At 65.4% G+C, this 25,576-nt stretch carries 19 protein-coding genes, 1 tRNA gene and 2 pseudogenes; 17 read left to right on the top strand and 5 right to left on the bottom strand.

Annotated elements, in window-relative coordinates:
* Nucleotides 1-7: 7 nt before the first annotated feature.
* From ruvB to ABB27_RS11300, 11 genes are all read left to right on the top strand, one after another.
* Nucleotides 8-1,054 (top strand): Holliday junction branch migration DNA helicase RuvB, encoded by a 1,047-nt coding sequence (ruvB, locus tag ABB27_RS11250; RefSeq protein ID WP_057628795.1) that lies wholly within the window; start codon nucleotides 8-10, stop codon nucleotides 1,052-1,054.
* On the top strand, nucleotides 1,044-1,469 hold the full coding sequence (ybgC, locus tag ABB27_RS11255) for a tol-pal system-associated acyl-CoA thioesterase (RefSeq protein ID WP_057628796.1): 426 nt from the start codon (nucleotides 1,044-1,046) through the stop codon (nucleotides 1,467-1,469). Before ruvB ends, ybgC begins: the two co-directional genes overlap by 11 nt.
* A gap of 20 nt (nucleotides 1,470-1,489) precedes the next feature.
* Nucleotides 1,490-2,272, top strand: coding sequence for a protein TolQ (gene tolQ / locus ABB27_RS11260; protein WP_057628797.1), 783 nt, complete (start codon nucleotides 1,490-1,492; stop codon nucleotides 2,270-2,272).
* A 38-nt stretch (nucleotides 2,273-2,310) separates the two neighbouring features.
* Nucleotides 2,311-2,739: a protein TolR gene (gene tolR / locus ABB27_RS11265; protein WP_057628798.1), complete on the top strand. Its 429-nt coding sequence runs from the start codon at nucleotides 2,311-2,313 to the stop codon at nucleotides 2,737-2,739.
* Nucleotides 2,729-3,802 (top strand): cell envelope integrity protein TolA, encoded by a 1,074-nt coding sequence (tolA, locus tag ABB27_RS11270; RefSeq protein WP_057628799.1) that lies wholly within the window; start codon nucleotides 2,729-2,731, stop codon nucleotides 3,800-3,802. The genes tolR and tolA overlap by 11 nt, the downstream gene beginning before the upstream one ends.
* 167 nt (nucleotides 3,803-3,969) lie before the next feature.
* Entirely contained in the window at nucleotides 3,970-5,289 is a 1,320-nt protein-coding gene (gene tolB, locus ABB27_RS11275; RefSeq protein ID WP_057628848.1) for a Tol-Pal system beta propeller repeat protein TolB, read from the top strand.
* Between the two features lie 61 nt (nucleotides 5,290-5,350).
* Entirely contained in the window at nucleotides 5,351-5,869 is a 519-nt protein-coding gene (gene pal, locus ABB27_RS11280; protein WP_057628800.1) for a peptidoglycan-associated lipoprotein Pal, read from the top strand.
* 3 nt (nucleotides 5,870-5,872) lie between these two features.
* Complete coding sequence (ybgF, locus tag ABB27_RS11285) at nucleotides 5,873-6,682, top strand: tol-pal system protein YbgF (RefSeq protein WP_057628801.1); 810 nt, start codon at nucleotides 5,873-5,875, stop codon at nucleotides 6,680-6,682.
* A 33-nt stretch (nucleotides 6,683-6,715) separates the two neighbouring features.
* Nucleotides 6,716-7,405 carry a 7-carboxy-7-deazaguanine synthase QueE gene (gene queE / locus ABB27_RS11290; protein ID WP_057628802.1) on the top strand — a complete coding sequence of 230 codons (690 nt, stop codon included), beginning with the start codon at nucleotides 6,716-6,718 and terminating at the stop codon, nucleotides 7,403-7,405.
* 78 nt (nucleotides 7,406-7,483) lie between these two features.
* Nucleotides 7,484-8,155: a 7-cyano-7-deazaguanine synthase QueC gene (queC, locus tag ABB27_RS11295; protein ID WP_057628803.1), complete on the top strand. Its 672-nt coding sequence runs from the start codon at nucleotides 7,484-7,486 to the stop codon at nucleotides 8,153-8,155.
* A 60-nt stretch (nucleotides 8,156-8,215) separates the two neighbouring features.
* A tRNA-Lys gene (locus ABB27_RS11300) sits at nucleotides 8,216-8,291 on the top strand.
* Nucleotides 8,292-8,543: 252 nt separating this feature from the next.
* Here ABB27_RS11300 and ABB27_RS11305 read toward each other — a convergent pair.
* Nucleotides 8,544-9,644, bottom strand: a complete 1,101-nt coding sequence (locus ABB27_RS11305) for a DUF5694 domain-containing protein (protein ID WP_244479215.1) — start codon at nucleotides 9,642-9,644, stop codon at nucleotides 8,544-8,546.
* Between the two features lie 376 nt (nucleotides 9,645-10,020).
* Here ABB27_RS11305 and ABB27_RS11310 point away from each other — a divergent pair, with 376 nt between their 5' ends.
* Both ABB27_RS11310 and ABB27_RS11315 read left to right on the top strand, forming a co-directional pair.
* Nucleotides 10,021-10,572, top strand: a complete 552-nt coding sequence (locus tag ABB27_RS11310; protein WP_152984543.1) for an ECF-type sigma factor — start codon at nucleotides 10,021-10,023, stop codon at nucleotides 10,570-10,572.
* A 23-nt stretch (nucleotides 10,573-10,595) separates the two neighbouring features.
* Complete coding sequence (locus tag ABB27_RS11315; protein WP_057628805.1) at nucleotides 10,596-13,349, top strand: protein kinase domain-containing protein; 2,754 nt, start codon at nucleotides 10,596-10,598, stop codon at nucleotides 13,347-13,349.
* Between the two features lie 23 nt (nucleotides 13,350-13,372).
* Here the strand turns inward: ABB27_RS11315 and recQ are convergent, their stop codons facing one another.
* Nucleotides 13,373-15,175: a DNA helicase RecQ gene (gene recQ, locus ABB27_RS11320; RefSeq protein WP_057628806.1), complete on the bottom strand. Its 1,803-nt coding sequence runs from the start codon at nucleotides 15,173-15,175 to the stop codon at nucleotides 13,373-13,375.
* 557 nt (nucleotides 15,176-15,732) lie between these two features.
* On the bottom strand, nucleotides 15,733-16,248 hold the full coding sequence (locus ABB27_RS11325) for a Dps family protein (protein WP_152984545.1): 516 nt from the start codon (nucleotides 16,246-16,248) through the stop codon (nucleotides 15,733-15,735).
* 169 nt (nucleotides 16,249-16,417) lie between these two features.
* Here ABB27_RS11325 and hrpA point away from each other — a divergent pair.
* Together hrpA and ABB27_RS20525 are read left to right on the top strand one after the other, a co-directional pair.
* Nucleotides 16,418-18,293 (top strand): annotated as a pseudogene (gene hrpA / locus ABB27_RS20520) (ATP-dependent RNA helicase HrpA); the annotation flags it as partial.
* Nucleotides 18,294-18,529: 236 nt separating this feature from the next.
* A pseudogene (locus ABB27_RS20525) lies at nucleotides 18,530-20,620 on the top strand (DUF3418 domain-containing protein); the annotation flags it as partial.
* A 9-nt stretch (nucleotides 20,621-20,629) separates the two neighbouring features.
* On the opposite strand, the gene ABB27_RS11335 reads toward ABB27_RS20525, so the two are convergent.
* Together ABB27_RS11335 and ABB27_RS11340 are read right to left on the bottom strand one after the other, a co-directional pair.
* Nucleotides 20,630-21,163 (bottom strand): DUF4124 domain-containing protein, encoded by a 534-nt coding sequence (locus ABB27_RS11335; protein WP_057628809.1) that lies wholly within the window; start codon nucleotides 21,161-21,163, stop codon nucleotides 20,630-20,632.
* A gap of 87 nt (nucleotides 21,164-21,250) precedes the next feature.
* On the bottom strand, nucleotides 21,251-21,766 hold the full coding sequence (locus tag ABB27_RS11340; protein WP_057628810.1) for a hypothetical protein: 516 nt from the start codon (nucleotides 21,764-21,766) through the stop codon (nucleotides 21,251-21,253).
* A 52-nt stretch (nucleotides 21,767-21,818) separates the two neighbouring features.
* Here ABB27_RS11340 and ABB27_RS11345 point away from each other — a divergent pair, with 52 nt between their 5' ends.
* A complete protein-coding gene (locus ABB27_RS11345; RefSeq protein ID WP_425477533.1) occupies nucleotides 21,819-23,984 on the top strand; it encodes a RelA/SpoT family protein in 2,166 nt (721 codons plus the stop codon).
* Nucleotides 23,985-23,997: 13 nt separating this feature from the next.
* On the top strand, nucleotides 23,998-25,545 hold the full coding sequence (locus ABB27_RS11350) for a hypothetical protein (RefSeq protein WP_244479216.1): 1,548 nt from the start codon (nucleotides 23,998-24,000) through the stop codon (nucleotides 25,543-25,545).
* The last annotated feature ends 31 nt before the right edge of the window (nucleotides 25,546-25,576 follow it).

The following is a 25,576-nucleotide window of genomic DNA, read 5'->3' on the forward strand; positions in this document are numbered from 1 at the left end:
TTGCGAAATGACTGACGACCGCATCATCGGCGCCGGCGCCACCCGTGAGGATGACGCCGCCGACGCCAGCATCCGCCCGCGCAGCCTTGCCGATTACCTCGGCCAGGCGCCGGTGCGTGAGCAGATGGATATCTATATCCAGGCCGCCAAAGCGCGCCACGAGGCGCTGGATCATGTGCTGATCTTCGGCCCGCCCGGGCTGGGCAAGACCACGCTCAGCCATGTCATCGCCAATGAGCTGGGGGTTGCGCTGCGCGTCACCTCCGGCCCGGTGATCGAAAAAGCCGGTGATCTGGCCGCGCTGCTGACCAATCTGCAGCCGCACGATGTGTTGTTCATCGACGAAATCCACCGCCTCTCGCCCGTGGTCGAGGAAGTGCTGTACCCGGCGATGGAGGATTTCCAGATCGACATCATGATCGGCGACGGCCCGGCCGCACGCTCGATCAAGCTCGATCTGCCACCGTTCACCCTGATTGGTGCTACCACCCGCGCCGGCCTGCTGACCGCGCCGTTGCGCGACCGGTTCGGCATCGTGCAGCGGCTGGAGTTCTATTCGGCCGATGAACTGACCCGCATCGTGCGGCGTTCGGCGGCCATTCTCGGCATCGATTGCAGTGCCGAGGGCGCCGGCGAGATCGCGCGGCGTTCGCGCGGCACCCCGCGTATTGCCAACCGCTTGCTGCGGCGGGTGCGTGATTACGCCCAGGTCAAGGCGGCCGGGCATATCGACCAGGACGTGGCGCAGGCTGCCATGCAGATGCTGAAGGTCGACCCGGAAGGCTTCGACGAGCTGGATCGGCGCATGCTGCGCACCCTGGTGGAGTATTTCGATGGCGGCCCGGTCGGGGTCGAGTCGATGGCCGCGGCGCTTTCCGAGGAACGCGGCACCCTGGAAGACGTGGTCGAGCCCTTCCTGATCCAGCAGGGCTTCCTGGTGCGTACCGCACGCGGGCGCATGGCCACCAACAAGGCCTACCGCCATCTTGGCCTCAAACCCAAGGCTGCACCGGCGCCGGTTGACCTGTTTGCGGAGCAGCGCGATGAAGAATGAGTCTCGGTTCAGTTGGCCGACACGCATTTACTGGGAAGATACCGACGCTGGCGGCGTGGTGTACCACGCCCGCTACGTGGCCTTCATGGAGAGGGCACGGACCGAATGGATGCGGGCCCTGGGTTACGGACAGGCGTCCCTGCGCGAAGGCGATGGGCAGATGTTCGTGGTCCGGGCGATGACGCTGGATTTCTTCAAGCCGGCCAAGCTCGACGATGTACTGACCACCACGGTGGAACTGGTGCAATGCCGGCGGGCCAGCTTGTTGATGGCGCAGGCGGTGCTGCGCGATGACCAGGTACTGGTCAGCGCCCAGGTCCGGCTTGCCGCCGTCGGGGCTGCGGATTTCCGTCCACAGCCCATCGATGACACGCTGTACGCAGTGCTTAAACCCCTTCAAACACAACACGCTTAAGCAACACTGAGGAAGATCGGATGATCGCTTTGCTTCTGGCCCTGCAGGCCACCGTGACCGAGGCCCTGCCGGCCGATGTCAGCGCCGCAGCCGCGCAGACCGTGGCGCAGGCCAGCCATGGCGGCGGCATCAATTACCTGGACCTGATGATCAAGGCCAGTATCCCGGTCAAGCTGATCGTGCTGCTGCTGTTGGCCGGCTCGTTCATCAGCTGGGTGATCATTTTCCGCAAGGCGCGCGTGTTCAAGGCCGCCGACAACGAGGCCAGCGAGTTCGAGAACCGCTTCTGGTCCGGTGCCGACCTGGGCAAGCTGTACGCCTCGGCCACCGACCGCAACCGCCAGGTGGATGGCCTGGAAGCGATCTTCGAGGCTGGTTTCCGCGAGTATTCGCGCCTGCAGGGCCGCCGTGCGTTCGATGGCCGCACCCAGCTGGAAGGCGCGCAGCGCGCCATGCGCACCACGTATGCCCGCGAAGTTGACGGCCTGGACCGCAACCTGGAACTGTTGGCCAATATTGGCTCCACCGCCCCGTACGTGGGCCTGGTCGGCACAGTGTTCGGCATCATGGTGACCATGCACGACATGATCAGCAGCGGCGAGCAGGCCGGTATCGCCTCGGTCGCGCCGGGTATCTCCGAAGCCCTGTTCGCCACCGCCATCGGCCTGTTCGTGGCCATCCCGGCGGTATGGGCCTACAACCGCTTCACCACCCGCGTCGAGCGGCTGTCGGTGCGCTATGAAACCTTCGCCGAGGAGTTCAGCTCCATCCTGCAGCGCCAGCAGAGCGGCAGTGACGAGTAAGTGCGCCAGCGCCTTCCTCTGACCGCAGGAGTCCACCGATGACCGCCGCCATTCCCCGCCGCAAGCGCCGCAAGCTCAAGTCCGAGATCAACGTCGTGCCGTATATCGACGTGATGCTCGTGCTGCTGATCATCTTCATGGTGACCGCGCCGCTGCTGACCCTCAGTTTTGAAGTCGACCTGCCCAGTTCCACCGCCAAGGCGCTGGAAAGCAAGCAGGACCCGATCGTGGTCTCGGTCCGTGCCGATGGCCAGATGAGCCTGAAACTGCCCGAAGCCAAGGACCCGCAGGCCATGGACGCCGCTGCGCTGCAGGCGCAGCTGGGCGCGCTGGCCTCGCAGGACAAGGAACTGCGGGTGATCGTGGCCGCCGACAAGAGCGTGGCCTATGAAAAGGTCATGGATGCGATGGACGTGATCAAGGCCGCGAAGATCGAAAAGGTGGGTCTGGCGACCGATGCACGCTGACGCACTGCCACCGCCGCACGACAAACGCAACGAGTGGGGCCTGCCGGTCGTATTGGCCCTGCTGGTGCACCTGCTGGTAGCGGCTGTCTTCATTTTTGCCTGGCTGTGGTCGCCCTCGCGCAACACCGAGGCTGCCGCCGGTGATCCGGCGCTGGAAGCCAATATGCAGCTGTCCGCCGCCGAAGCCTCGGCCGCGCGGCAGGCCCTGCGTGCCTCGGAAAAACTGCCGGACCTGCCCGAGCCGCCGCCGGAAGACGTGCCGCCCGAGCCAGTGCCGGAAGATACCGTGCCGCCGCCGCAACCCATTCCCGAGCCCAAGCCGCAGGATGCGCCGACCCCGCAGCAGCACAACGCCCAGGAACGCATTGCCCAACCGGACACTGTCGACCAGGAGCGGGTCAGCGCATTGGCCATCTCGCAGGAAAAGGCCAAGCAGGAACAGGAAGCCAAGCGCCGCCAGGAGCAGATCGACCTGACCGAGCGCAAGCGCGTGGAAGAGGCCGAGCAGAAGCTGCGGCTGGCCAAGCAGCAGGAAGAGGCCGACCGCAAGAAGCTCGCCGACCAGCAGCGTCAGGCCAATGAAACCCAGGCCGAGCAGGAACGTCAGCAGAAGATCGCCGAAATCCGCCGCAAGCGTGAGCAGGCCGAGCGTGAGGCCAAACTGGCCGAGCAGCGCCTGCGCCAGGTGGCCGATGCCCGTGCCCGCGCGCAGGCCGCGTCGACCAGCAGTGGCAGCAGCGGTGCCAGTACGCCGTCGCCGGGGCAGGGTGGTACCAGCAATGACCTGACCGCCAAGTACGCCGCCGCGATCCAGCAGGCCGTGCTCAACCAGTGGATACGCCCGGATTCGATCCCGCGTGGCCAACGCTGCCGCCTGACCATCCGTCAGCTGCCCGGCGGTGAGGTGATGGATGTCGAGTTCGCGCCCGGTTGCCCCTATGACGAAGCCGGCAAGCGCTCGGTCGAGGCCGCCGTGCGGCGCGCCCAGCCGTTGCCTTACCGTGGCTTCGAGTCCGTGTTCCAGCGCAACCTGAATTTCAACTTCGAGGCGCAGGATCGCTGAGTTGCCGGGCTTCTGCGGGAGCTGGCGATTTCATCGGAAACTTTTTCGTCAAGGGTGGTTTAAGGGCTGATCGAGGAATTTCACGCAATAGTTCGTTCATGATTGCGAAAGTATTCATCTGCCTGCTGCTATCCCTTTTTTACTTCGCCCGTACTGTTGAGCGCCTCATGAAGAAAATGCCTCGTTGGCTGGTTGCCCTCACTGCCCTGTTGTTGCCGCTTGCGGCGATGGCACAGCAGAAGGGACTGGAAATCGACATCATCGGTGGCAACGCATCGGCCACGCCGATCGCGGTTGTGCCGATGGCCTACCAGGGCTCGGCCGGTGCGCCGCAGACCGACGTCGCCGCGGTGGTGCGCGCTGATCTGGACCGTTCCGGCCAGTTCCGCAATCTGCCCGAAGCGCAGATCACCGAGCGGCCCAGCCGTGGCAGCGAGGTGCAGTACCCTACCTGGCGCGCGCTGAAACAGGACTTCCTGGTGGTGGGCCGGGTGCAGGACGCCGGTGCCGGCGCCTACCGGGTGGAATACGAACTGTTCGACGTGGCCAAGGGCGAGCGCATGCTTGGCCTGGCAATGACCGCCCGCTCCAGCGCGATGCGTGACGTCGCCCACCAGATGGCCGATGCCATCTACGAAAAGATCACCGGCGTGCGCGGCGCATTCTGGACCCGCATCGCCTACATCACCGCCAGCGGCAGCGGCGCCAACATGCGTTATGCGCTGATGGTGGCCGATTCCGATGGCTACAGCCCGCAGACCATCGTGCGCTCGGCCGAGCCGCTGCTGTCGCCGAGCTGGAGCCCGGACGGCCGCAAGCTGGCCTATGTCAGCTTCGAGCGTGGCAATTCCTCCATCTATGTGCAGGACATCGCCACCGGTGGCCGTGAGCTGCTGACCAGCTTCCGCGGCATCAACAGCGCGCCCTCGTTCTCGCCGGATGGCCGCCGCCTGGCGCTGGCCCTGTCGCGCAGCGGCAACCCGGAAATCTACGTGATGGACCTGGGCAGCAAGCAGCTGACCCAGTTGACCAACCATTTCGGCATCGACACCGAGCCGACCTGGTCGGCCGATGGCAGCTCGGTCTACTTCACCTCCGACCGTGGCGGCCGCCCGCAGATCTACCAGGTCTCCTCCAGTGGCGGCAGCGCCAGCCGGGTGACCTTCCAGGGCAATTACAACGCCAAGGCCAGCGTTTCCTTCGACGGCAAGAAGATTGCTGTTGCGCAGGGCGCCGGCAGCAGCTACAAGATCGCAATGATGGACAGCAGCCTGGGGTCGGCGCGCTGGAGCACGCTGTCGCCGGGTTCGCTGGACGAATCGCCGAGTTTTGCGCCCAATGCGAGCATGGTGCTGTACGCCGCTCGTGAAGGTGGGCGTGGTGTGTTGTATGAAGTGTCCGCCGACGGTCGGGTGCGCCAGCGCCTGGTTCTGGCCGATGGCGACGTGCGCGAACCGGCATGGGGTCCGTACCGCACTGCGCGTTGATAAAATGTTAATCTCTGCAAGCATTAATCCCAACATTGGCCAGGAGCCACTAGGTATAGCCATGAACAAGTCAACTCGTGTTTTGCTCGTTTCGCTGCTGTCTGTAGCCGCGCTTGCTGGCTGCTCGAAGAAGGTCAAGGAACAGCCGGCGCAGCCGCCGGTTGATACCGGTTCGACCACCCAGCCGACCGCACCGTCCACCTCCGGCCTGTACGGCCCGGGCGACCTGGACACCGACGCTTGCCTGCGTCAGCGCGTCGTCTACTTCGACCTGGACCAGGATTCGGTCAAGCCGGAGTTCCAGGCCATCATGGCTTGCCACGCCAAGTACCTGCGTGACCGTCCGTCCTCGCGCATCACCCTGCAGGGCAACACCGACGAACGCGGCAGCCGCGCTTACAACCAGGCCCTGGGCGAGCGTCGTGGTAACGGCGTGAACTCGGCTCTGCAGGCCAACGGTGGTTCGGCTTCGCAGCTGACCGTCGTTTCCTACGGTGAAGAGCGTCCGGTGTGCACCGATTCGAACGAGTCCTGCTGGTCGCAGAACCGTCGCGTCGAAATCGTCTACACCGCGCAGTAATCGATGCGCATCAGTCTCAAACTGATGCTCTTGGTCGCGGCAGCCCTGGTGGCTGCCGCGCCCGCGTATGCACAGCGGGCAAGTTTGGCTGACCGGGTTGGCGTGCTGGAAACGCAGGTCAACAACAGTCAGGCCAATACCGACATGCTCAATCAACTGCAGCAGCTGCGTACTGAAATGCAGGCGTTGCAGGGCACGATCGAGCAGCTTCAGCATGAGAACGAACAGCTGAAGCAGCGTAATCGTGATCAGTACCTGGACCTGGACGGTCGCCTCAATCGCCTTGAAGGCGGTGCAGGTGCACCGGTCACTCCGGCCACTGGCGCGGTGACGCCCGCCGCTGCGGCCGCAAAGCCGACAGCGGCTGCTGCCGAACGTCCGCCGACGGTACGTGGTGACGCCGGCACACTGGCCTCGGCCGGTGACGAGCGCGCTGCCTACAATGTCGCGTTCGACGCATTGAAGGCTGGCAACTATGCCGACTCGGCGCAGTTGTTCCAGAGCTTCCTGGAGCTGTACCCGAACGCTGCTTACACCCCCAATGCCTTGTATTGGCTGGGTGAGAGCTTTTACGCGACGCGTAATTTCAAGATGGCCGAAGTACAGTTCAGCGATCTGGTTGCCCGCTACCCCACCCACGACAAGGCCGCCGGCGGTTTGCTGAAGCTTGGCCTGTCGCAGTTTGGTGAAGGCAACAGCGCCCAGGCGCAACAGACCCTGGAGCAGGTTATCTCCCGTTTTCCCGGCAGTGATGCGGCCCGTACCGCCCAGGACCGACTGCAGTCGATCCGGCTCGGCCAGCAGCTGCGTTGATGTGGTGCCGCACCGACGGTGCGGCCAATGAATATGAACTCTCCCAGCGCCGCTGTTCCCAGCGAGATCGTGCAGTCGCCTTTGCCGCGATTGAAGATCACTGAAATTTTCCTGTCCCTGCAAGGCGAAGCCGACACCGCCGGCTGGCCGACCGTGTTCGTGCGCCTTACCGGCTGCCCGCTGCGTTGCCAGTATTGCGATACCGAGTACGCCTTCCATGGCGGTGACTGGTGGGACATCGACGACATCGTCGCCGAAGTGCTCAAGCAGGGCGTGCGCCATGTCTGCGTGACCGGCGGCGAGCCGCTGGCGCAGAAGCGCTGCCTGATCCTGCTGCAGAAGCTGTGCGATGCCGGCCTGGACGTGTCGCTGGAAACCTCCGGCGCGCTGGATATCGCCGCGGTCGACCCGCGCGTATCGCGTGTGGTGGACCTGAAAACCCCGGATTCACGCGAGATGGCGCGCAACCGGCTGGAGAACATCCCGCTGCTGAGCGCACGCGACCAGCTCAAGTTCGTGATCTGCAGCCGTGGCGACTACGAGTGGGCCAAGGCCATGCTCGCCGAGCATCGCTTGGCCGAACGCTGCATGGTGTTGTTCTCGCCGAGCAAGTCGCAGCTCAAGCCGCGCGAGTTGGCCGACTGGATCGTGGCAGACCGTCTGCCAGTGCGTTTCCAGATGCAGCTGCACAAATTGCTGTGGGACGACGCGCCGGGTTATTGAGCCGGCGACGTACCCTTCAATCGTTTACCCCGGCGCGGGACAGCGTGCTGGCTTTCCTCTCCCAACCGGATCATCCCCATGAAAAAGAAAGCAGTCGTGCTTCTTTCCGGCGGCATGGACTCAGCCGCCGTCGTCGCCATCGCCCAGGAACAGGGTTTCGAAGTACATGCCATGAGCGTGCGCTATGGCCAGCGCCATACCTCCGAGCTGGAGGCTGCCGCGCGCGTGGCCAGCGCCCTTGGCGTGGCCGGGCACAAGGTGGTCGCGGTCGACCTGCGCAGCATCGGCGGCTCGGCCCTGACCGACGACATCAACGTGCCCGATGCGGGCACGGGTGACGCTATTCCGGTCACCTATGTGCCGGCCCGCAACACCATCATGCTGTCACTGGCGCTGGGCTGGGCCGAAGTGCTGGGTGCCAATGACATCTTCTGCGGCGTCAACGCGGTGGACTATTCCGGCTACCCGGACTGTCGCCCGGAATTCATCGCCGCCTTCCAGGCACTGGCCAACCTGGCCACCAAGGCCGGCGTGGAAGGGGCAGGCATCCGCGTGCACGCACCGCTGCAGTACCTGAGCAAGGCGCAGATCGCGTTGGAAGGGCAGCGCCTGGGCGTGGACTTCGGTTTGACCGTGTCCTGCTACCAGGCGGATATGGACGGCAAGGCCTGCGGCCATTGCGATGCCTGCCAGCTGCGCGCCGATGGCTTTGCCGCCGCCGGCATGGCTGATCCGACCCAATACGCCTGATGTTGTTTTTGCGTTTATTGCGTTAGAATACGCACCCCGGCTACGGCCGGGTCTTTGTTTGGGCCGTTAGCTCAGTTGGTAGAGCAGAAGACTTTTAATCTTTTGGTCGATGGTTCGAATCCATCACGGCCCACCAAAACAGGCACTTAGCGCGAGCTAGGTGCTTTTTTTTGTGCTGGCCTTTGCCACTCGGTGGCGCATCCACGCGGGTTGCACTGCTGCAGCGCTGCCGGGGTCAGTTGTGTAGCCCGGGTAAGCGCGGCGCACCCGGGGTTGCCGGCGCAATATCGCCGGACGCCAGGGTGGTTCCTGCCTCCCGGGTGCGCTGCGCTTACCCGGGCTACGTTGAGGCTGACAAGGCCGCGGCTCTGGCCGCGGCCTTTGTGAGCTACTTCAGCAAGGTCTGCTGGACATCGACGATGCGCACGTCGTGCATCTGTTGCAGATAGGCATCCAGATAGGCTTTGTGCGAGGCACCAACCAGCACCAGCGTGCGCATGCCGGGGCTTGCGCCCATCAGGTCACGGATGTTCGCGGCCATGCGCAGGTTGCGGGTCTCCCAGGCGGTGACGTACATGCGTCCGTAACCTTCCGGCGAGGGTTCCTCCAACGTGGCGCCGTAGTCGCTCTCGAAGGCGGCCGGCGCGACGTCCGGACCGTTGTCGCGGCGATACATCGCCAGTGCGTTCTCCGGCGTGTCCAGCTGAGCTTCCAGTCCGCTGTACATGGCTGCCCGCCGCTTGGATGCCGGGTTGTCCCATGCCTTGCGGATCGCTGCGACATAGGCCTTGGGGTTGGGGCCGTAGCGATCAGCGCTGTGATCGTCGGTCGGCCATAGCCGTTCATGCCCCAAGCGCACCGCCAACTGTGCGGCGATCAGCGTGGTTTCATTGCGGCTGCTGCGCTGCTCTTCCAGGATGGCCACCAATTCCTGGTTCAGGCTGGCGTCCGCACGGCGTTCCGCCGCGGGCAGGCGTAGCCATTGCACCAGGGCCGATTCGGGTTCTCCGCCGGCCAGGAATTTGGCGGCCAGCTCCCGGCGCTGCGCTGGGGTTGGTTGCGCCGGCCATGCCGCCAGCATTTTGTCCGCTGCCGCATTGGCTGCTGCCACATCGAGCCCGGTTGCCTTTGCCGCTGCTGACAGGTCAGGGCAGTAATCATTCACCGTCAGTGCGTAACGGGCGGGGTAGCGGCGCATGGTGTCGCATTGCTGTCCGGATACCACCTCGATGGCGATGGCCTGCGGCTGCCATGCCGCCAACCGGTCGATCAGCGGGGCCAGTGAGGAAGAGTCGAATGTTTCCGGCAAGCTGGCCAGATGCATGGTGCCGAGCACCGCGACTTCGTTCTGCACGCCTTGCTGCGGCCCTTTGTGCGCACCTGGATCAAAGCGTTGTGCCTGCGCCGTCTGCGCCAGCATCGCCAGCGCCAACATGCTGCCGGTCAACACGCCTCGACCCCACATCCCCTGCATCAATCCGTGCTGCATATGTTCTGCCGAATTAGCGCCTGGTTGGCGCGAAGTCGCGCAGATTCCATCGCCGTCGAGGTGCTTGTCAATGATGGTGGGTGCCGAGGCAGTGGATCGTTCTGCGCTGGCTGGCGCGTGCGTCGGTAGAGCAGGGGCCACGAAAGAACCGGGCGCGCTGGAGGGCTTGCAACGCCACAGGGCAAGGCTTTCAGTGTGACGTAGACCCCTGTTTGCAGGTGGATGGCAGATACAACATGAGGGCGTGGCGGCGCATGACAGCTGCCGCCGGAACCGGCCGCGGCAAGCTGGTCTGGTTGGAACTGATGGGGGTAGGTCCTAATATGACGGATGCATCGTCGGTTGCCCGGTGGGCATCCAGGCACTGGGGACGGGATTGAGCAAGCAGATCACTCAACTACTGCATCGCTGGCAAAAAGGCGACATGGATGCGCGTGAGCACCTGTTCGAAGCGCTGTACTCGGACCTGATGCTGATTGCCCGCAACCGCCTGTCGCAGCAGACCAATGGCACCTTGCAGCCAGCCGCACTGGTCAACGAGTCGCTGATGCGTCTTCTCGGTGCCGACGCCGACTACAAGGATCGCACCCATTTTGTCGCGATAGCCGCGCTGAAGATGCGTTCGGTGCTGGTGGATCACCTGCGCGCGCGTGGTGCCGACAAGCGCGGCGGCGATGCCGAGCAACTGACCCTCTCGCATGCCGACCAAGTGCCGGACGAAGCCGGGATCGGCTATGACGTGCTGGCATTGCACCAGGCGCTCAATCAACTGGCCGAGCTGGAGCCGCGCGCGGCCAGCACCATCGAATTGACTTATTTCGGTGGCATGAGCCGCGATGAGATCGCCATGGTGCTGGATGTGTCCGCTCCCACTGTCGACCGCGACCTGCGTTTTGCGCGGGCCTGGTTGAACCGGCAATTGCGCTGAGCGTTGATGGGCAGGGCGCGATAGTGGGGGGCGAGCGTTGGCGGCAGGTCCGTGAGCTGTTTGACGCGATCTGCGAGTTGCCGTGCGAGCAGTGGCCGCAGGCAATCGCTGCCGGCAGTGCAGACCCGGTCGTACGCGAGGAAGTACTGCAGTTGCTGCGCTCGCAGACCGTGGGCTTGAGCCGGGTCAGCAATCGCCTGGACACCGCCCTGGCACGTGCATTGGCACCGGAGCTGGGGGTGGGGGAACGGTTGGGGCCGTGGCGGCTGACCGAGCGCATCGCGCATGGCGGCATGGGCACCGTGTTCAAGGCCGAACGTGCCGATGGCCTCTACCAGCGGACCGTGGCCATCAAACTGTTGCATGGCATGCCCGGTGCGACTGAGGTGGAATTGCTCGGCGCCGAGCGCCAGGTATTGGCCGACCTGCAGTTGGCCAATGTCGCGCGTCTCTACGATGGCGGCACCACGCCCGATGGTCACCCCTATCTGGTGATGGAGTACATCGACGGAGTGCCGCTGGACCGTTGGTGCGCCGAGCAGGGTTTGGGCCTGCAGGAGCGACTGACGCTGTTTCTGGAAGTCTGCAGCATCGTACGGTCGGCGCACGAACAGCTGGTGCTGCATTGCGATCTCAAGCCGCCCAACGTTCTGGTGCAGGCCAATGGCCAGCCGGTGCTGTTGGATTTCGGTCTGGCGCAGTTGCTAAACGAGGCGCGTGACAAGCGCGATTCCGGCTACTGCACGCCCGGTTATGCCAGCCCGGAACTGATTGCCGGACACAATGTCGGTGCCGCCAGTGATGTCTACAGCCTGGGCGTGATGCTGGTGGAGATACTTTCCACCCGTGCATGCACGCGCGAGGAGGGCAACGCAGCTGAGGCCGTGCCTGCAGCCAGCGCCTGCGCCCCGGCCGATCTGCCATGGCGGCGGCGGCTGCGCGGTGATCTGGATGCCATCGCCGCGCGTGCCTGCGCCAGTGACATCAGCCAGCGCTATCGCTCGGTGGAAGCCTTGATGGCTGACCTGCGCCGCTACCTTGAACTACAGCCGGTGCTCGCGCGCGACGGCGGGCGTCTATACCCACTGGGCAAGGCACTGCGCCGGAACTGGCAAGTGGTGGCGATCGTGATGGGGGTGAGCAGCTTGCTTGCGGTGTTCGTGCTGGGGTTGTGGCAGACCCGGCGACAGGCGCAGGAAGAGGCGGTCATCGCGCAGCAGGTCAGCAACTTCATGGTCGGCATGTTCGAAACCGCTGATCCGTTCCTGCGTACCGAGCGCGGTGCCGAGCAGTTGACCTCGCGGCAGCTGCTGGACAAGGCCACGCTGCAGGTCGCGCGCGACCTGTCCGATGCACCGGCGCAGTTGGCGCGGATGCGTGCAGTGCTCGGTGTCGCCTACCAGAATGCGGGGGCGTCGCATCAGGCCGACAGATTGTTGCAGCAGGCCTATGGTGGTTTCATGGACCCGCGGGTGGCGCGACCGATGGATGCGGCCAATGTGCTGGCTGATCTTTCCGTGCAGAAGACCCTGGATGGCGATGGTGAGCAAGGTATGCAGTTGGCAGCCCAGGGCCTGGACCTGGTTGGGCGCCGGGGGCCGGCCGTGGTGCAGGCACGTCTGTACAGCGCCAAAGGCCTGGCCTTGGTGAACCAGCAGCATTTTGATCTGGGTGAGGCCGAATTCGACAAGGCCATGGCGCTGTACCAGAACACCGCCGAGGTGGACGTGGCGGCCGAGATCAACGAGCTGTCCTACAACAAGGGTTTGATGTACCTGCGTTGGGGGCGGCAAGCGTCGGCGGAACGCGAGTTCCGGCAGATGCTGGGCAACCTGCACGGCAGGCGTACGACTCTTGGCCTGGCGGCCGAGATGCGCTTGGCGCAGATATTCCGTGAGCAGGGTGAATATGACCAGGCCTTGCCGCTGCTGCAGTCAGGCATGCAGCATGCCTTGGAGCTGTATGGCGCCGAGAGCAGTTTCGTGCGGCAGCAATACGATGGCCTGGCCGACCTGTATCGCGACTCCGGTGACTACTCGGCCGCGGAGTTGAATTACCAGAAACGCAATGCGTTGAGCGCGCGCCTGGATGGCCCGGATTCGGTCGAGTACTCGATGGGCTTGTTCAACTACGCCTCGTTGAAGGAGTTGCGTGGAGAGTTCGCCGCGGCGGAAGGCCTGTATCGACAGGCCTGGCTGATCCGCAAGCAGAAGCTGGGCGAGGACTCGCCGACCAGCCTGCGCGCGGAGACCGGGCTTGCCACGCTGCTGATGCGGCAGGGGCGGATGGGCGAGGCCGGGGCGATGCTGATGCACGCGGACAAGGGCTTGAGCCTGAGTCTGCCGGCAGATGCGCCAGGACGCGTGGAAGCGCATCTCAATCGGATCGACTGGCATGTGCGCAGCGGCCAGCTGGCGCAGGCGCAGGCGCTGCTGGACGCAATGCGTTCGCCGGCAGCGGAGGACCTGCAGCTGCGGCTGTTGAACATCCGCGCTGATCTGGCCGAACGGATGGGAGAAGGTGCGCAGACGCTGGCGCTGCGCAGGACGGCGCTTGAATTCGCCGGCGCCAGACAGGGCAGGAACAGCGCTGCGGTGGCGGCGGCTGGTTTGGCCTTGGCCGAATCCCTGCTGCAGCTCGGCCACGCCCAGCTTGCCAAGCAGGAACTGCAGCGTGTGCTACTGCTGATGGCGCGACTGCAGGTGTCCGGCTCGGCCGACCGTCGCAAGGTGGAAGGCCTGCTGCTGCTCGCCGAGCAGAACCTGCAAGGGCGTTGATGGTTGCCGGGAGGCGGGTTCGCTCAGCCCTGTTCGCGCACGATCTCGACCAGGCGCTGGCCATAGCGGGCCAGCCTGCTGCCGCCGATGCCGCCCACCTTGCCCAGCGCTTCGACGCTGGTCGGGCGCTGCTCGGCGATATTGCGCAGCGTGCTGTCGTGGAAGATCACAAAGGCCGGCACGTTTTGCTCACGCGCCAGTTCCGCGCGCAATCCGCGCAGCGCCTGGAACAGGCCCAGGTCGCCGGCCTGCACCGGCAGACCGGTGCGGGGGCCGCCGCGCTCGCGCTCACGCGTCGGGGTGGCGTCGCGGCGCATCATCATCTGCCGGCGGCCGGTGAGCACATCGCGGCTGGCATCGGTCAGGCGCAGGCCGCCGTGGCTTTCCGGGTCCACTTCCAGCAGGCTGGCGGCAACCAGTTGCCGGAACACGCCGCGCCAGGCGCGTGCATCCAGATCATTGCCGATCGCATAGGTGCTGAGTTTTTCGTGGCCGAGCTGGCGGATGCGCTCATTGTCGCTGCCGCGCAGGATGTCGATCAGATGGCCCACGCCGAAGCGTTGGCCGCTGCGATAGACGCAGCTCAATGCTTTCTGCGCGGGAATGGTGGCGTCCCAGGCGGCGGGCGGGGTAAGGCAGTTGTCGCAGTTGCCGCAGGGCTTGGGATAGGTTTCACCGAAGCCCGCCAGCAGCACCTGGCGGCGGCATTGCATGGACTCGCAATAGCCGAGCAGGTGATCGAGCTTGGCGCGTTCCAACTGCTTGCGTTCTTCGCCGGCCTCGGACTGCTCGATCATCTGCTTGAGCAACACCACATCGCCCAGGCCGTAGCACAGCCAGGCCTCGGCGGCCTCGCCGTCGCGGCCGGCACGGCCGGTTTCCTGGTAATAGCCTTCCATCGACTTGGGCAGGTCGGTATGTGCCACAAAGCGCACGTCCGGCTTGTCGATACCCATGCCGAAGGCGATGGTGGCGCACATCACGATGCCATCTTCGCGCAGGAATCGGCGCTGGTTGGCGGCGCGCACCTCCGCCGGCATGCCGGCGTGGTAGGGCAGCGCCTGCATGCCTTCGTCGCACAGGAACTGCGCGGTCTCCTCGACCTTGCGCCGCGACATGCAATAGACGATGCCGGCCTCGTCGCGGTGGTTGCGCAGGAAGCCCAGCAACTGGCGCTTGGCGTTGTCCTTCTGCACCACGGTGTAGCGGATGTTGGGGCGGTCGAACGAGCTGACGAAGTGCCGGGCAGTAGTCAGATCCAGGCGTTCAGCGATTTCGCGCTGGGTCGGCGGATCGGCAGTGGCGGTCAGGGCGATGCGCGGCACCTGTGGCCAGCGCTCATGCAGGACCGTCAGCTGCCGGTATTCGGGGCGGAAGTCATGTCCCCATTGCGATACGCAGTGGGCTTCATCGATGGCGAACAGGCCGATGTGCGCGCGGCTGAGTAGCGACAGGAAACGCCCGGTCAGCAGCCGCTCCGGGGCGACGTACAGCAATTGCAGCTCACCGGCCAGCAGCTCGCGCTCGACCCGTGCGGCGGTTTCGGCATCCAGCGTGGAGTTGAGGAATTCAGCGCGGACGCCGACCTGGTGCAAGGCCTCCACCTGATCCTGCATCAAGGCGATCAGCGGCGAGATGACGATGCCGCAGCCCTCGCGCAGCAGCGCCGGGATCTGGTAGCACAGCGACTTGCCGCCGCCGGTAGGCATCAACACCAGGGCATCGTTGCCATTTGCAACGTGTTCGACGATGGCCTGCTGGTCGCCGCGGAAACTGTCGTAACCGAAAACGCTGGAAAGCAGTTGCTGCGCGGGACTCTGGGGCATTGCCGTAGTTTAACCGTTGCCGGCCTGACCTGACGGATTGCTGCAGGGTCAGTCGCGCGGCCGCGCCTGTTTCAGGTTTGCCCGGGTACCCCTGTAGAGCCGAGCCATGCTCGGCTGAGCTTTACCGGGCAAGCCCCTGCCGAGCATGGCTCGGCACTACAGGGCTGCGGCTTTTTTGTGTAGAGCCGAGCCATGCTCGGCTGGAGCTTTACCGGGCAAGCCCCTTGCCGAGCATGGCTCGGCAAGGGGCTGCGGCTTTTTTGTGTAGAGCCGAGCCATGCTCGGCTGGAGCTTTACCGGGCAAGCCCCTTGCCGAGCATGGCTCGGCACTACGGGGCTGCGGCTTTTTTGTGTAGAGCCGAGCCATGCTCGGCTGGAACTTTACCGGGCTAGCCCCTTGCCGAGCATGGCTCGGCACTACAGAAAAGCGCTGGAGCAAGGCCCCCTTGATAAAGGGGGCGCGCTGTAGGCGGGGGGATCTGGCCGGCAGATCAAGCAGGGTCCAGGTTTCCGTTCACGGAAACCTGGAAAATCCGCCGGTGTGAAGCTCTACGGGGTTACTGCAGCAGCGAACGCAGCATCCATGCGTACTTTTCATGGATCTGCAGGCGCTGGGTCAGCAGGTCTTCGCTGGGAGCGTCGTCGGCGTCATCGGCCTGGTCAAGTACCTTGCGGGCGGTACGGCACACGGCCTCGTTGCCGACCACCAGCTGGCGTACCATCTCGCGCCAATCAGCGCTGTCGTTCAGGCCCGGCTCCTCGGGGATCGAGGTCAGCGCGGCGAACTCGCGGTACGAACCGGGGGCATTGAAGCCCAGGGCGCGGATGCGCTCGGCGATCTCGTCCAGCGCGTTCCACTGTTCGGTGTACTGGTCCATGAACATGTTGTGCAGCGAGTTGAACATCGACCCGGTGACGTTCCAATGGAAATTGTGGGTCTTCAGATACAGCGTGTAGGCATCGGCCAGGAAGTGTGAAAGGCCATCGGCGACCTTCTTGCGATCGCTGTCCTTGATCCCGATATCAACACCGGGCGCTGAAGGTGCGGCGGCTGCCAGCTTCTTCTTGCCCATTTCCGTCTTGCTGCCGGTCGCTGCGGCTGCCAGCTTCTTCTTTCCGGCTTCTGGTTTGTTGCTGTTCTTGGCCTTGGCCATGACGCTTTTCTCCGTGGCGGGTTGAATGGCTTCACAATAGCGCTATGGGCACCATACCTGCATTTCAAGTTTTCACGTTGAACGATTGATGAGCACTATCGAAAAAGATCCATCGGCGCGCCTGCGCGCTGCCCGCGCAGCGGTTGACGGGGCGATGAGCCGTGACCGTGGCCGTCTGCTCGGGCTGCTGTCGCGCTGGCAGGGCAAGCCGACCGATGCCGCCGCCGAGCAGGCCTTCCAGCTGCTGCTGGAGCGTTCGCGGGCGCAGCGGCAGCAGCGCGCTGCACGGCCGATAGCGATCAGCATGGACGAAGCGCTGCCGATCGCGCGCGAGGCCGAGCAGATCAGCGGGCTGATCCGGGCCCACCAGGTGGTGGTCATCGCTGGCGAAACAGGCTCCGGCAAGACCACCCAGCTGCCCAAGCTGTGCCTGGCCGCCGGCCGCGGTGAAGCCGGCATGATCGGCTGCACCCAGCCACGCCGTATCGCCGCCCGTGCGGTGGCCGCGCGCGTGGCCGAGGAATTGCAGACCGAGCTGGGCACGGTGGTCGGCTACCAGGTGCGCTTCACCGACAAGGTCGGTGAGGACAGCCGCATCAAGTTCATGACCGACGGCATCCTGCTGGCCGAGATCGCCTCGGACCGCTGGTTGTCGCGCTATGACACCTTGATCATCGACGAGGCGCACGAACGCAGCCTCAATATCGACTTCCTGCTCGGCTACCTGAAGCAACTGCTGCGCAAACGCCCCGATCTGAAGCTGATCGTTACCTCGGCCACCATCGATACCGAGCGTTTCTCGCGCCACTTCGACAATGCGCCCGTGGTCAATGTCGAAGGCCGCACCTATCCGGTGGAAGTGCGTTACCGGCCGCTGGATGAGATCGGGCAGAGTGCGCAAAGCGCCGCTGCACCGGCACGCGGCAAGCGGGTGGAGGCGGACAGCGAGTCGGCGATGGATCCGGTGTCGGCCATCGTTGCTGCGGTCGATGAAATCACTCGTAGCGATGCGCGCGGCGACGTGCTGATCTTCCTGCCGGGTGAACGCGAGATCCGCGATACCCACCAGGCGCTGGAACGCCGCAAATACCGCGAAACCGAAGTGCTGCCGCTGTATGCGCGGCTGTCGGCCAAGGACCAGGACCGGGTATTCAACCCGGGCCCGAAACGCCGCGTGGTGCTGACCACCAACGTCGCCGAAACCTCGCTGACCGTGCCGCGGATCCGCTATGTGGTGGATCCCGGTTACGCGCGTATCAAGCGCTATAGCCCACGGCAGAAGCTAGACCGTCTGCATATCGAGCCGGTATCGCAGGCCAGTGCCAACCAGCGCAAAGGCCGCTGCGGGCGTATTTCCGAGGGCGTGTGTTACCGGTTGTATTCGGAAGCGGACTTCCTGAGCCGGCCGGAATTCACCGATCCGGAAATCCGTCGCTCTTCGCTGTCCGGCGTGATCCTGCGCATGTTGCAGCTGGGCCTGGGCAGCATCGACGACTTCCCGTTCCTGGAAGCGCCGGACGAACGTGCGGTGGCCGACGGCTGGCAACAGCTGGTCGAGCTCGGTGCGATTGACGAGGAGCGCAAGCTCACCGCCATCGGCAAGCAGATGGCGCGTTTGCCGGTGGATGTGAAGCTGGCGCGCATGCTGGTGGCCGCGCAGAAGAGCGGTTGCCTGCGCGAAATGCTGGTGATCGCTTCGTTCCTCGGTATCCAGGATCCGCGCGAGCGGCCACCGGAGGCGCGCGAGGCGGCTGACAACGCGCATGCCTTGTTTGCCGATGCGCGTTCCGAATTCATTGGCATCCTGCGGTTGTGGAATGCCTACCGCGATGCCCACGAAGAACTCACTCAGTCCAAGCTGCGCGATTGGTGCGGGCGGCACTTCCTTGGTTTCCTGCGCATGCGCGAATGGCGCGAGCTGCATCGCCAGCTACGGCTGCTGTGCGAGGAGCTGGGCTGGGCAATGGGCGAGGACGAGAATTTCGGCAAGGCGCTGCTGTCGGCACCACCGGCCTTGCCAGCAGGCGGCGACAGCGAAGCCAAGCGCAAGGCCACCCGTGGCGAGCAGCACAAGGCGGCGCGTTTGGCGCGTGAAGGGAAAGCGTCGGTGTCCGACGCCGTGCCTGCAGCGGCCGCAGCGCCTGCAAAGAACACGCGCAAACCCAATGCCGATCCAAGCGTGGCTTCGATCCCGGACAAGGTGCGCATAGCGGCCTACCAGACCCTGCACCGTGCGGTGTTGTCCGGCTTGCCGACCCAGGTGGGTCATCGCACCGAGAAGGGCGATTTCCAGGCCCCGCGCCAGCGCCGCTTCCATCTGTTCCCCGGCTCGGCACTGGCCAAGCGGCCGCCGCCGTGGGTGCTCAGTGCGACCTTGCTGGATACGCAGCGGGTCTGGGGCATGACCAATGCGTCGATCGAGCCGGACTGGGTGATTGCCGAGCTGCCGCACCTGCTGGCCCGCAAGCACTTCGATCCGCATTGGTCGCGTGCGCAGGGGCAGGTGCTGGCGTCCGAGCAGATCAGCCTGTTCGGGCTGGTGCTGGCGCCGAAGAAACCGGTGCATTACGGCCGTATCAATCCCGGCGAGGCCCACGACATCTTCGTGCGGCAGGCGCTGGTGACCGGCGAGATCAATACCCGTGCCGGCTTTGTCGCCGACAACATCAAGCTGCTGGAGCAGGCGCGCGAAGAGGAAGCCAAGCTGCGCCGCGCCGGCATTGTCGCCGACGAGGATTGGCAGGCGCGCTGGTACCTGGACCGGGTGCCCTCGCATATCCATTCGGCCAATCTGCTGGACGGCTGGTGGAAGGCTTTGCCGCCGGAACAACGACGCAGCCTGCACTGGTCGTTGACCGATCTGCTGCCGGGCGAGGGCAGCGAGCAGGACCGTTACCCGAAGTACTTCGCGCTGGGCGATGCACGGCTGGCCATGCACTACCGCTTCGAGCCGGGCAGCGAGGAGGACGGCGTCACCCTCGACGTGCCGCTGCATCTGCTCAATGCGCTGGATCCGGCGCGGCTGTCGTGGTTGGCACCGGGTTTTGTCGCGGACAAGGCCTCGGCCCTGATCCGCAGCCTGCCCAAGGCGATGCGCCGCAACTACGTGCCGGCCCCGGATTTCGGGCGCGCGTTCGCCGAGGCCTGGCCACAGCCTTCGGCCGATGACATCCGTGGTGAGTTGGCGCGGTTCCTGTCCAAGGCTACTGGTGCGGTGGTCGCGGCCACCGATTTCGACGTGGACGCGCTGGAACCGCACCTGCGCATGAACCTGCGTCTGTTCGAAGTGACAGCGGCGGCGTCAGGGCGCGGTAACGAAACTGCGTCCAGCGAAAAGGGCGGCATGAAGCTGCTGGCGATGTCGCGCGATCTGGACGCCTTGCGCGCCCGTTTTGGCGAGCGTGCCGGCAGTGCGTTCGCCGCGCGTGCGGGCGCGGCGTTGGCGGCCGAGGGGCTGCGCGAGTTTCCGGCCACCGCCATCCCCGAGCAGGTGCCGGGTGAAGCAGGCGTGCCGGCCTATCCGGCGCTGGTGGATACCGGCGATGCCGCTGCATTGCGCATCTTCGCCGACCGCAACGAAGCCGCGCTTGCACATCCACAGGGCGTGCGCCGGCTGCTGGAAATCGCCTTGGCCGACAAACTCAAGCAGGCGCGCAAGCAGCTGCCGGTATCGCCCAAGACCGGCCTGCTGTATGCAGCCATCGAGTCACAGGAGCGGCTGCGTGGCGACCTGGTGGATGCCGCGCTGAACGCGGTGCTGGCCGATGGCCTTGAAGCGATCCGCACACCGGAAGCCTTCCAGCTGCGCTGCGCCGATGCAGGCAAGCGCCTGTTTGGCGAGGCGATGGAGCGGCTCAAGCTGGCCGAAAGCATCCTCGGCCTGGTTGGCGAACTGAAGCCGCAGCTGGAATCGCCGCTGATGGGCTGGGCGCGCGGCAATCTGGACGATATGCAGGCGCAGTTGGCGGGCCTGGTGCATGCTGGCTTCCTGCGTGAGACACCGGCCGATGCACTGGCACAGTTCCCGCGCTACCTGAAGGCGATGATCCTGCGTGCGGAACGGGCCAAGCGTGATCCGCCTCGTGACCAGGCGCGCATGCTCGAACTCAAGCCCTTCGTTGATGCCTTGCAGGACGCGCGTGTGCAGGGCCTGGCCGAGCGTCCGCAATGGGCGGCCCTGCGTTGGGATATTGAAGAACTGCGGGTATCGCTGTTTGCCCAGGAGCTGGGCTTCCGTTCCGGTATTTCGGCCAAGAAGCTGGCGCAGCGGGTGGCGGCATTGCGCAGCTGAGGGCTGCGCTCAGCGGCTGATCGCCGCCTCCGGGCGGTGTTGCTGGATGCAGGCACGGCGGGCGGTGTTCATCTGCGTATGCGCCGAGGCGTGTTCGCGGCTGATGGCCTGGCGGAAGGTTGCCATCCGCTGCCGCAATGCCTGGCTGCGTTCGGCGTCCGTAGCCTGGGCCAGTTGTTCGTTGAGCGAGCTCATCTGCTGTTGCAGGGTGCCGACGCGGTCATTGGAAGAGCCGTAGATGGACGCGGTGGCCGTGCTGATGCAGCTGCGCTCCGCTTCAAGTGCTTCGGCGGGGCTGCCGCTGGCAGCCGGAGCCGGAGCCGGAGCCGCAGCCGCAGCCGCAGCCGGTTGGCTGTCTGCGCTGCTGGCCGAGTTTGCGGGAGTGGCGGCGGCCTGCTCGCGCAGCTTCATCGGTTCGGCACGGGCATCGCAGGGGTGCTCGGAATACATGGTTTCGCCGGACTTGCCCTTGCACTTGTAGACCTGTGCGGCAGCGCTGGCCGGGAGTAACAGCAACAACAGGGGCAGGACGAATACACGCATGGGGCAGCAGGCTCGCAAGTTCGATGGCGGGAGGCAACCGCCCCGGCGTTCATGACCGGGGCAGGGCAGGCGCGGTGGGGTGCGCGCTTACTTGGTGCGGCGAACCTTGGCGCGGGTATTGAGCTCATCGACCTGCAGGTACCACACGTTCATCAGCCCGGGAGTGATGCGCACGCTGGGGGCCTGCTTGCGCACGCCGCTGACGCTGGTGTCATCGGTCTGCTCCCAGATCTGGCCATTGCCCAGCGTGTACTGGCGGCCCTTGCTGAAGCCACGGAACTCGCCTTCCAGGGTGGCTTCGATCGGATCCTTGGAGCCGAAGTCGGAGAAGCCGCGGTTCTTGACGATCACTTCCTGGCGGCCTTCTTCGCGCGCCTGCTCCACGGCGATATTGGCGGCCTGTGCCACCTTGCCCTGCAGCCAGTTGTTGAGGGTGACCAGTTCTTCCGGGCTGAGCTTGTTCAGTCCGGCTGCGTTGAACTCGGCGGCGGACATCTGCTGCTGCAGATCGCCCTGCACCACGCGTTGGGCGTGGGCTTCGATGAAGGGGTACGACGACAAAGCGGTGGCGGCAAGCAGGACAGCAAGGCGAGGCAGCTTCATGAATATTGTTCCCAGAGAGGGTGGGCGCTAGTGTAGGGGCATCTGCCTGTAATTGAATGCTGTGAACAGTTCCCCCACCCCCGGTCTGGATGCGCTGCTGCAGCGCGCCTCAACCCGTGCCCTGTCCGAGCCGCTGCGTCAGGCCCTGCTGGCCTGCTGGCAGCAGCCGGACATGGATGTGTCACCGCGCCTGCCTTGGCCGGTACTTGCCGATACCCTGGATTCGCTGGCGCTGCTGTCGGCGGACGAAAGCGTGATCGTCGCCGCCCTGCTGTTTGACCTGCCCGGCCTGCGTGCCCATATCGCCGAGTTGCCGCTGGGCCCGGCCGCGACGGCGGTGAACGGGCTGCTGGACGGGCAGGAGGCTGCTGACCAGGTATGGGCGCTGCACGCCGGGCGCGACGCCGGGCGCAACAGCGAAGGCCTGCGCCGTTTACTGCTGGCGATCATTCACGACCTGCGGGTGGTGCCGATCCTGTTGTCGCGGCAGCTTGCGTGCATGCGCGCGGCCGACAAACTGCCTGCCGAAGAGCGCCGCGCGCTGGCCCAGCTGACCCGCGACATCCACGCGCCGCTGGCCAACCGGCTGGGCATCTGGCAGCTGAAGTGGGAACTGGAAGATCTGGCGTTCCGCTTCCTGGACCCGGAGACCTACCGCCATATCGCCCGCGAGGTGGACGAAACCCGCATTGCCCGCGAACGCTATGTGGAGGCGGTGAAGAAGAAGCTGTCGGCAGCGCTGACCGAACAGGGCATCCGTGCCGAGGTCAGCGGCCGGCCCAAGCACATCTACAGCATCTGGCGGAAAATGCAGAAAAAGCAGCTGGCCTTCGAGCAGCTGTACGACCTGCGCGCGGTGCGGGTGATGGTTGATGATGTAGGCGCCTGCTACGCCACCCTGGGCGTGGTGCATGCGCTGTGGACACCCATTCCCAGCGAGTTCGACGATTACATCGCGCGGCCCAAGGCCAATGATTATCGCTCGCTGCATACGGCGGTGATCGGCCCGGAAGGGCGCACCATCGAGGTACAGATCCGTACCCACGAAATGCATGCCCAGGCCGAGTTGGGCGTGGCCGCGCACTGGAAGTACAAGGAAGGCGGCAAGGGCGGTGAGAAGGCCTTCGATCGCAAGATCACCTGGATGCGGCAACTGCTGGAGCAGGCCCAGGAGCCGGGCAGCCCGGACGACCTGGCCGGTGCGCTGGACGCCGCGCTGGTCGAAGACCGGGTCTATGCGCTGAGCCCCAAAGGCGAGGTGATGGACCTGCCGGCCGGTGCCACGCCGCTGGATTTCGCCTACCACGTGCACACCATGGTCGGGCACCGTTGCCGCGGCGCAAAGATCAACGGCCGCATCGTGCCCTTGACCTACCGTCTGCGCAGTGGCGACCGCGTCGAGATCCTCACCGGCAAGGAAGCGGATCCCCGCCGCGACTGGCTGCTGCTGTCCAATGGCTTCCTGGCCAGCGGCCGCTCGCGCGAAAAGGTGCGCAACTGGTTCCACAAACTGGACCGGGCACGCAATGTGCTGGCGGGCCGCGAGCTGCTGGACCGCGAACTGAAGCGCCTGGGCCTGCAGCAGTCCGACCTGATGGTGGCCGCGCGCAAATTCCATGCCGACAGCGTGGACGATCTGTACATCCAGGTGGCGCTGGGCGATACCGGCCCCAACCAGGTCAGCCGTGCCCTGCTGGAGGCTGAAAAAGCCGCTTCGCAGCCGGCCGCGCCGGTATTGCCGCGGCCGACCGCGCGCCGTGGCAGCATCGGCAAGTCCGATTTCACCGTGCAGGGCGTGGGCAACCTGCTGGTACAGCTTGCGCGCTGCTGCCAGCCGGTGGCGGGTGAGCCGATCACCGGCTATCTCACCCGCACCCGTGGCGTCACCGTGCACCGCATGGATTGCGCGGCGCTGGCGCGTTTGTCGGCGGCGCACCCGGAGCGGGTGTTGCCAGTGGAGTGGGGGCGTACCGGCTCCGGCTACGAAGTGGATGTGATGGTGCGCGCGGTGGACCGGCGCTGGTTGCTGAAGGACATCACCAACCTGATCGCGCAGGAAGATGCCTATGTGCTGGAGATCAACAGCGACAACCTGCGTGAAAGCGGGCGCGTGCAGTTGCGCCTGCGTTTGAAGGTCAATGACTACGGCCAGCTGTCCACCCTGCTTGGAAAACTCGATGCGTTGCCCGGCGTAGACGATGCGCGAAGGCTGGGATAGGTAAGCTTGGCGCATGGAGAACTGGCGTCAGCGCGGCCAACAGGGATTGGAGACATTCGGCGACAAGCTGCGGCTGTACGGGCGCTGGTGGGTGACGCGTGGCTGGAACAGCCCGCGCGCCTGGCGTTCGATCGCCATCGGTGTGGCGGTTCTGGCGCTGGTATTGGCCTTGTTTCGGCAGCCGCTGGCCGATTGGTTGTGGCCGGAGACCAGGATCCAGAAGCTGCTCGATGATGGCCGCTCGGCGCTGCGCGAAGGGCGTTTGAGTGCCACCGATGGTCGCGGTGCCCGTGAGTTGTTCGAGGCGGCTGCTGCGCTGGATCCGGATCGCAGTGACATCCGCAACGCCTTGGCGCAAACCGCGCAGGCGGCATTGGAGCAGGCGCGCAGGCAGTTGGCGGCCGGTGATCGTGAGGCTGCCACGCGCAGCCTGGCGTTGGCCCGGCAGCTGCAGGCCCCGTCGGCCGATATTGATCCGCTCGCCGCCAAACTGCAGCAGGCGGTGCGCGGACCGGATGGTATCGATCAGCTGCTGCAGCAGGCCGAGGCGGCGCAGGCGCAGGGTCGGCTGGACGATGCGGCGGACGCGGCCTTGCCCTTGTATCAGCGTGTGCTGGCGCTGCAGCCGGACAAGATGCAGGCCCTGGAAGGACGCGACGAGGTGTTGTCGGACCTGCTGACCCAGGCGACGCGCGCAGCCGACCGGGGCGAGCTGGCCGCTGCGGCGGCGTTGTTGCAGCGGGTGGAGCGTTATGACGCTGGCCATGCCAACTTGCCGGCGGTCAAGGCAGTCATGAATGCCGCATTGGAGCAGCGCCTGCGACAGGGTGAGCGCGATCTTGCGCGCGGTCGCCTGCAGCGTGCAGCCGACGCATTCGAGCAGGTGCTGGCGGCCGGCGAGGACCCGGCGGCCCGTCAGGGCCTGCAGCGCATCGCCCATGCACAGGTGCAGGAGGCCCTGCGGCTGACGGCGGATTTTCAGTTTGAACCGGCCGAACGCGCCCTGCAGCACGCGCGCGAACTGGCCCCGGACAGTGCCGAAGTCGGTGCGGCCGAGCAGGTGCTGCAACGCACCCGTCAGGCCCGCCAGGCGATGGAAGCACCAGGTACCGGCGCCGAGCGCGAGCGCCGTCTGAAGGTGCTGCTCAAACAACTGGACGAGGCCGAAGCCCGGCAGGAATGGCTGTTGCCACCGGGCAGCAGCGCCTATGACCGCTTCAAGGCCGCGCAGGCATTGGCGCCGCAGGACGCGCGGGTCAAGCGGGCCGCGGCGCGGATTCTTCCGGCCGCACGCAGCTGCCTGGACGACAACCTGCGCGGCAACCGCCTGCGTGCGGCGCGCACCTGTCTGGATGCCTGGCAGGCACTGGCCCCGACCGATCCGGCGCTGGCCCCGGCGCGGCGCCGGCTGGCCCAGCGTTGGCTCGCCGTTGGCAGCGAACGCCTGGGCGGCGGTGATACCGCCTTTGCCCAGCAGGCCCTGGCACAGGCACGGCAGATAGATCCGGCCACGCCGGAAATCGCCAGCTTCAACGAGCGCGTGCGCAACGCTCTGCGCTGATAGCGCTGAACTCACCATCGGCCACTATCGG

It is taken from the genome of Stenotrophomonas terrae (genome assembly GCF_001431465.1).
In the GTDB taxonomy this organism is placed as follows: domain Bacteria; phylum Pseudomonadota; class Gammaproteobacteria; order Xanthomonadales; family Xanthomonadaceae; genus Stenotrophomonas; species Stenotrophomonas terrae.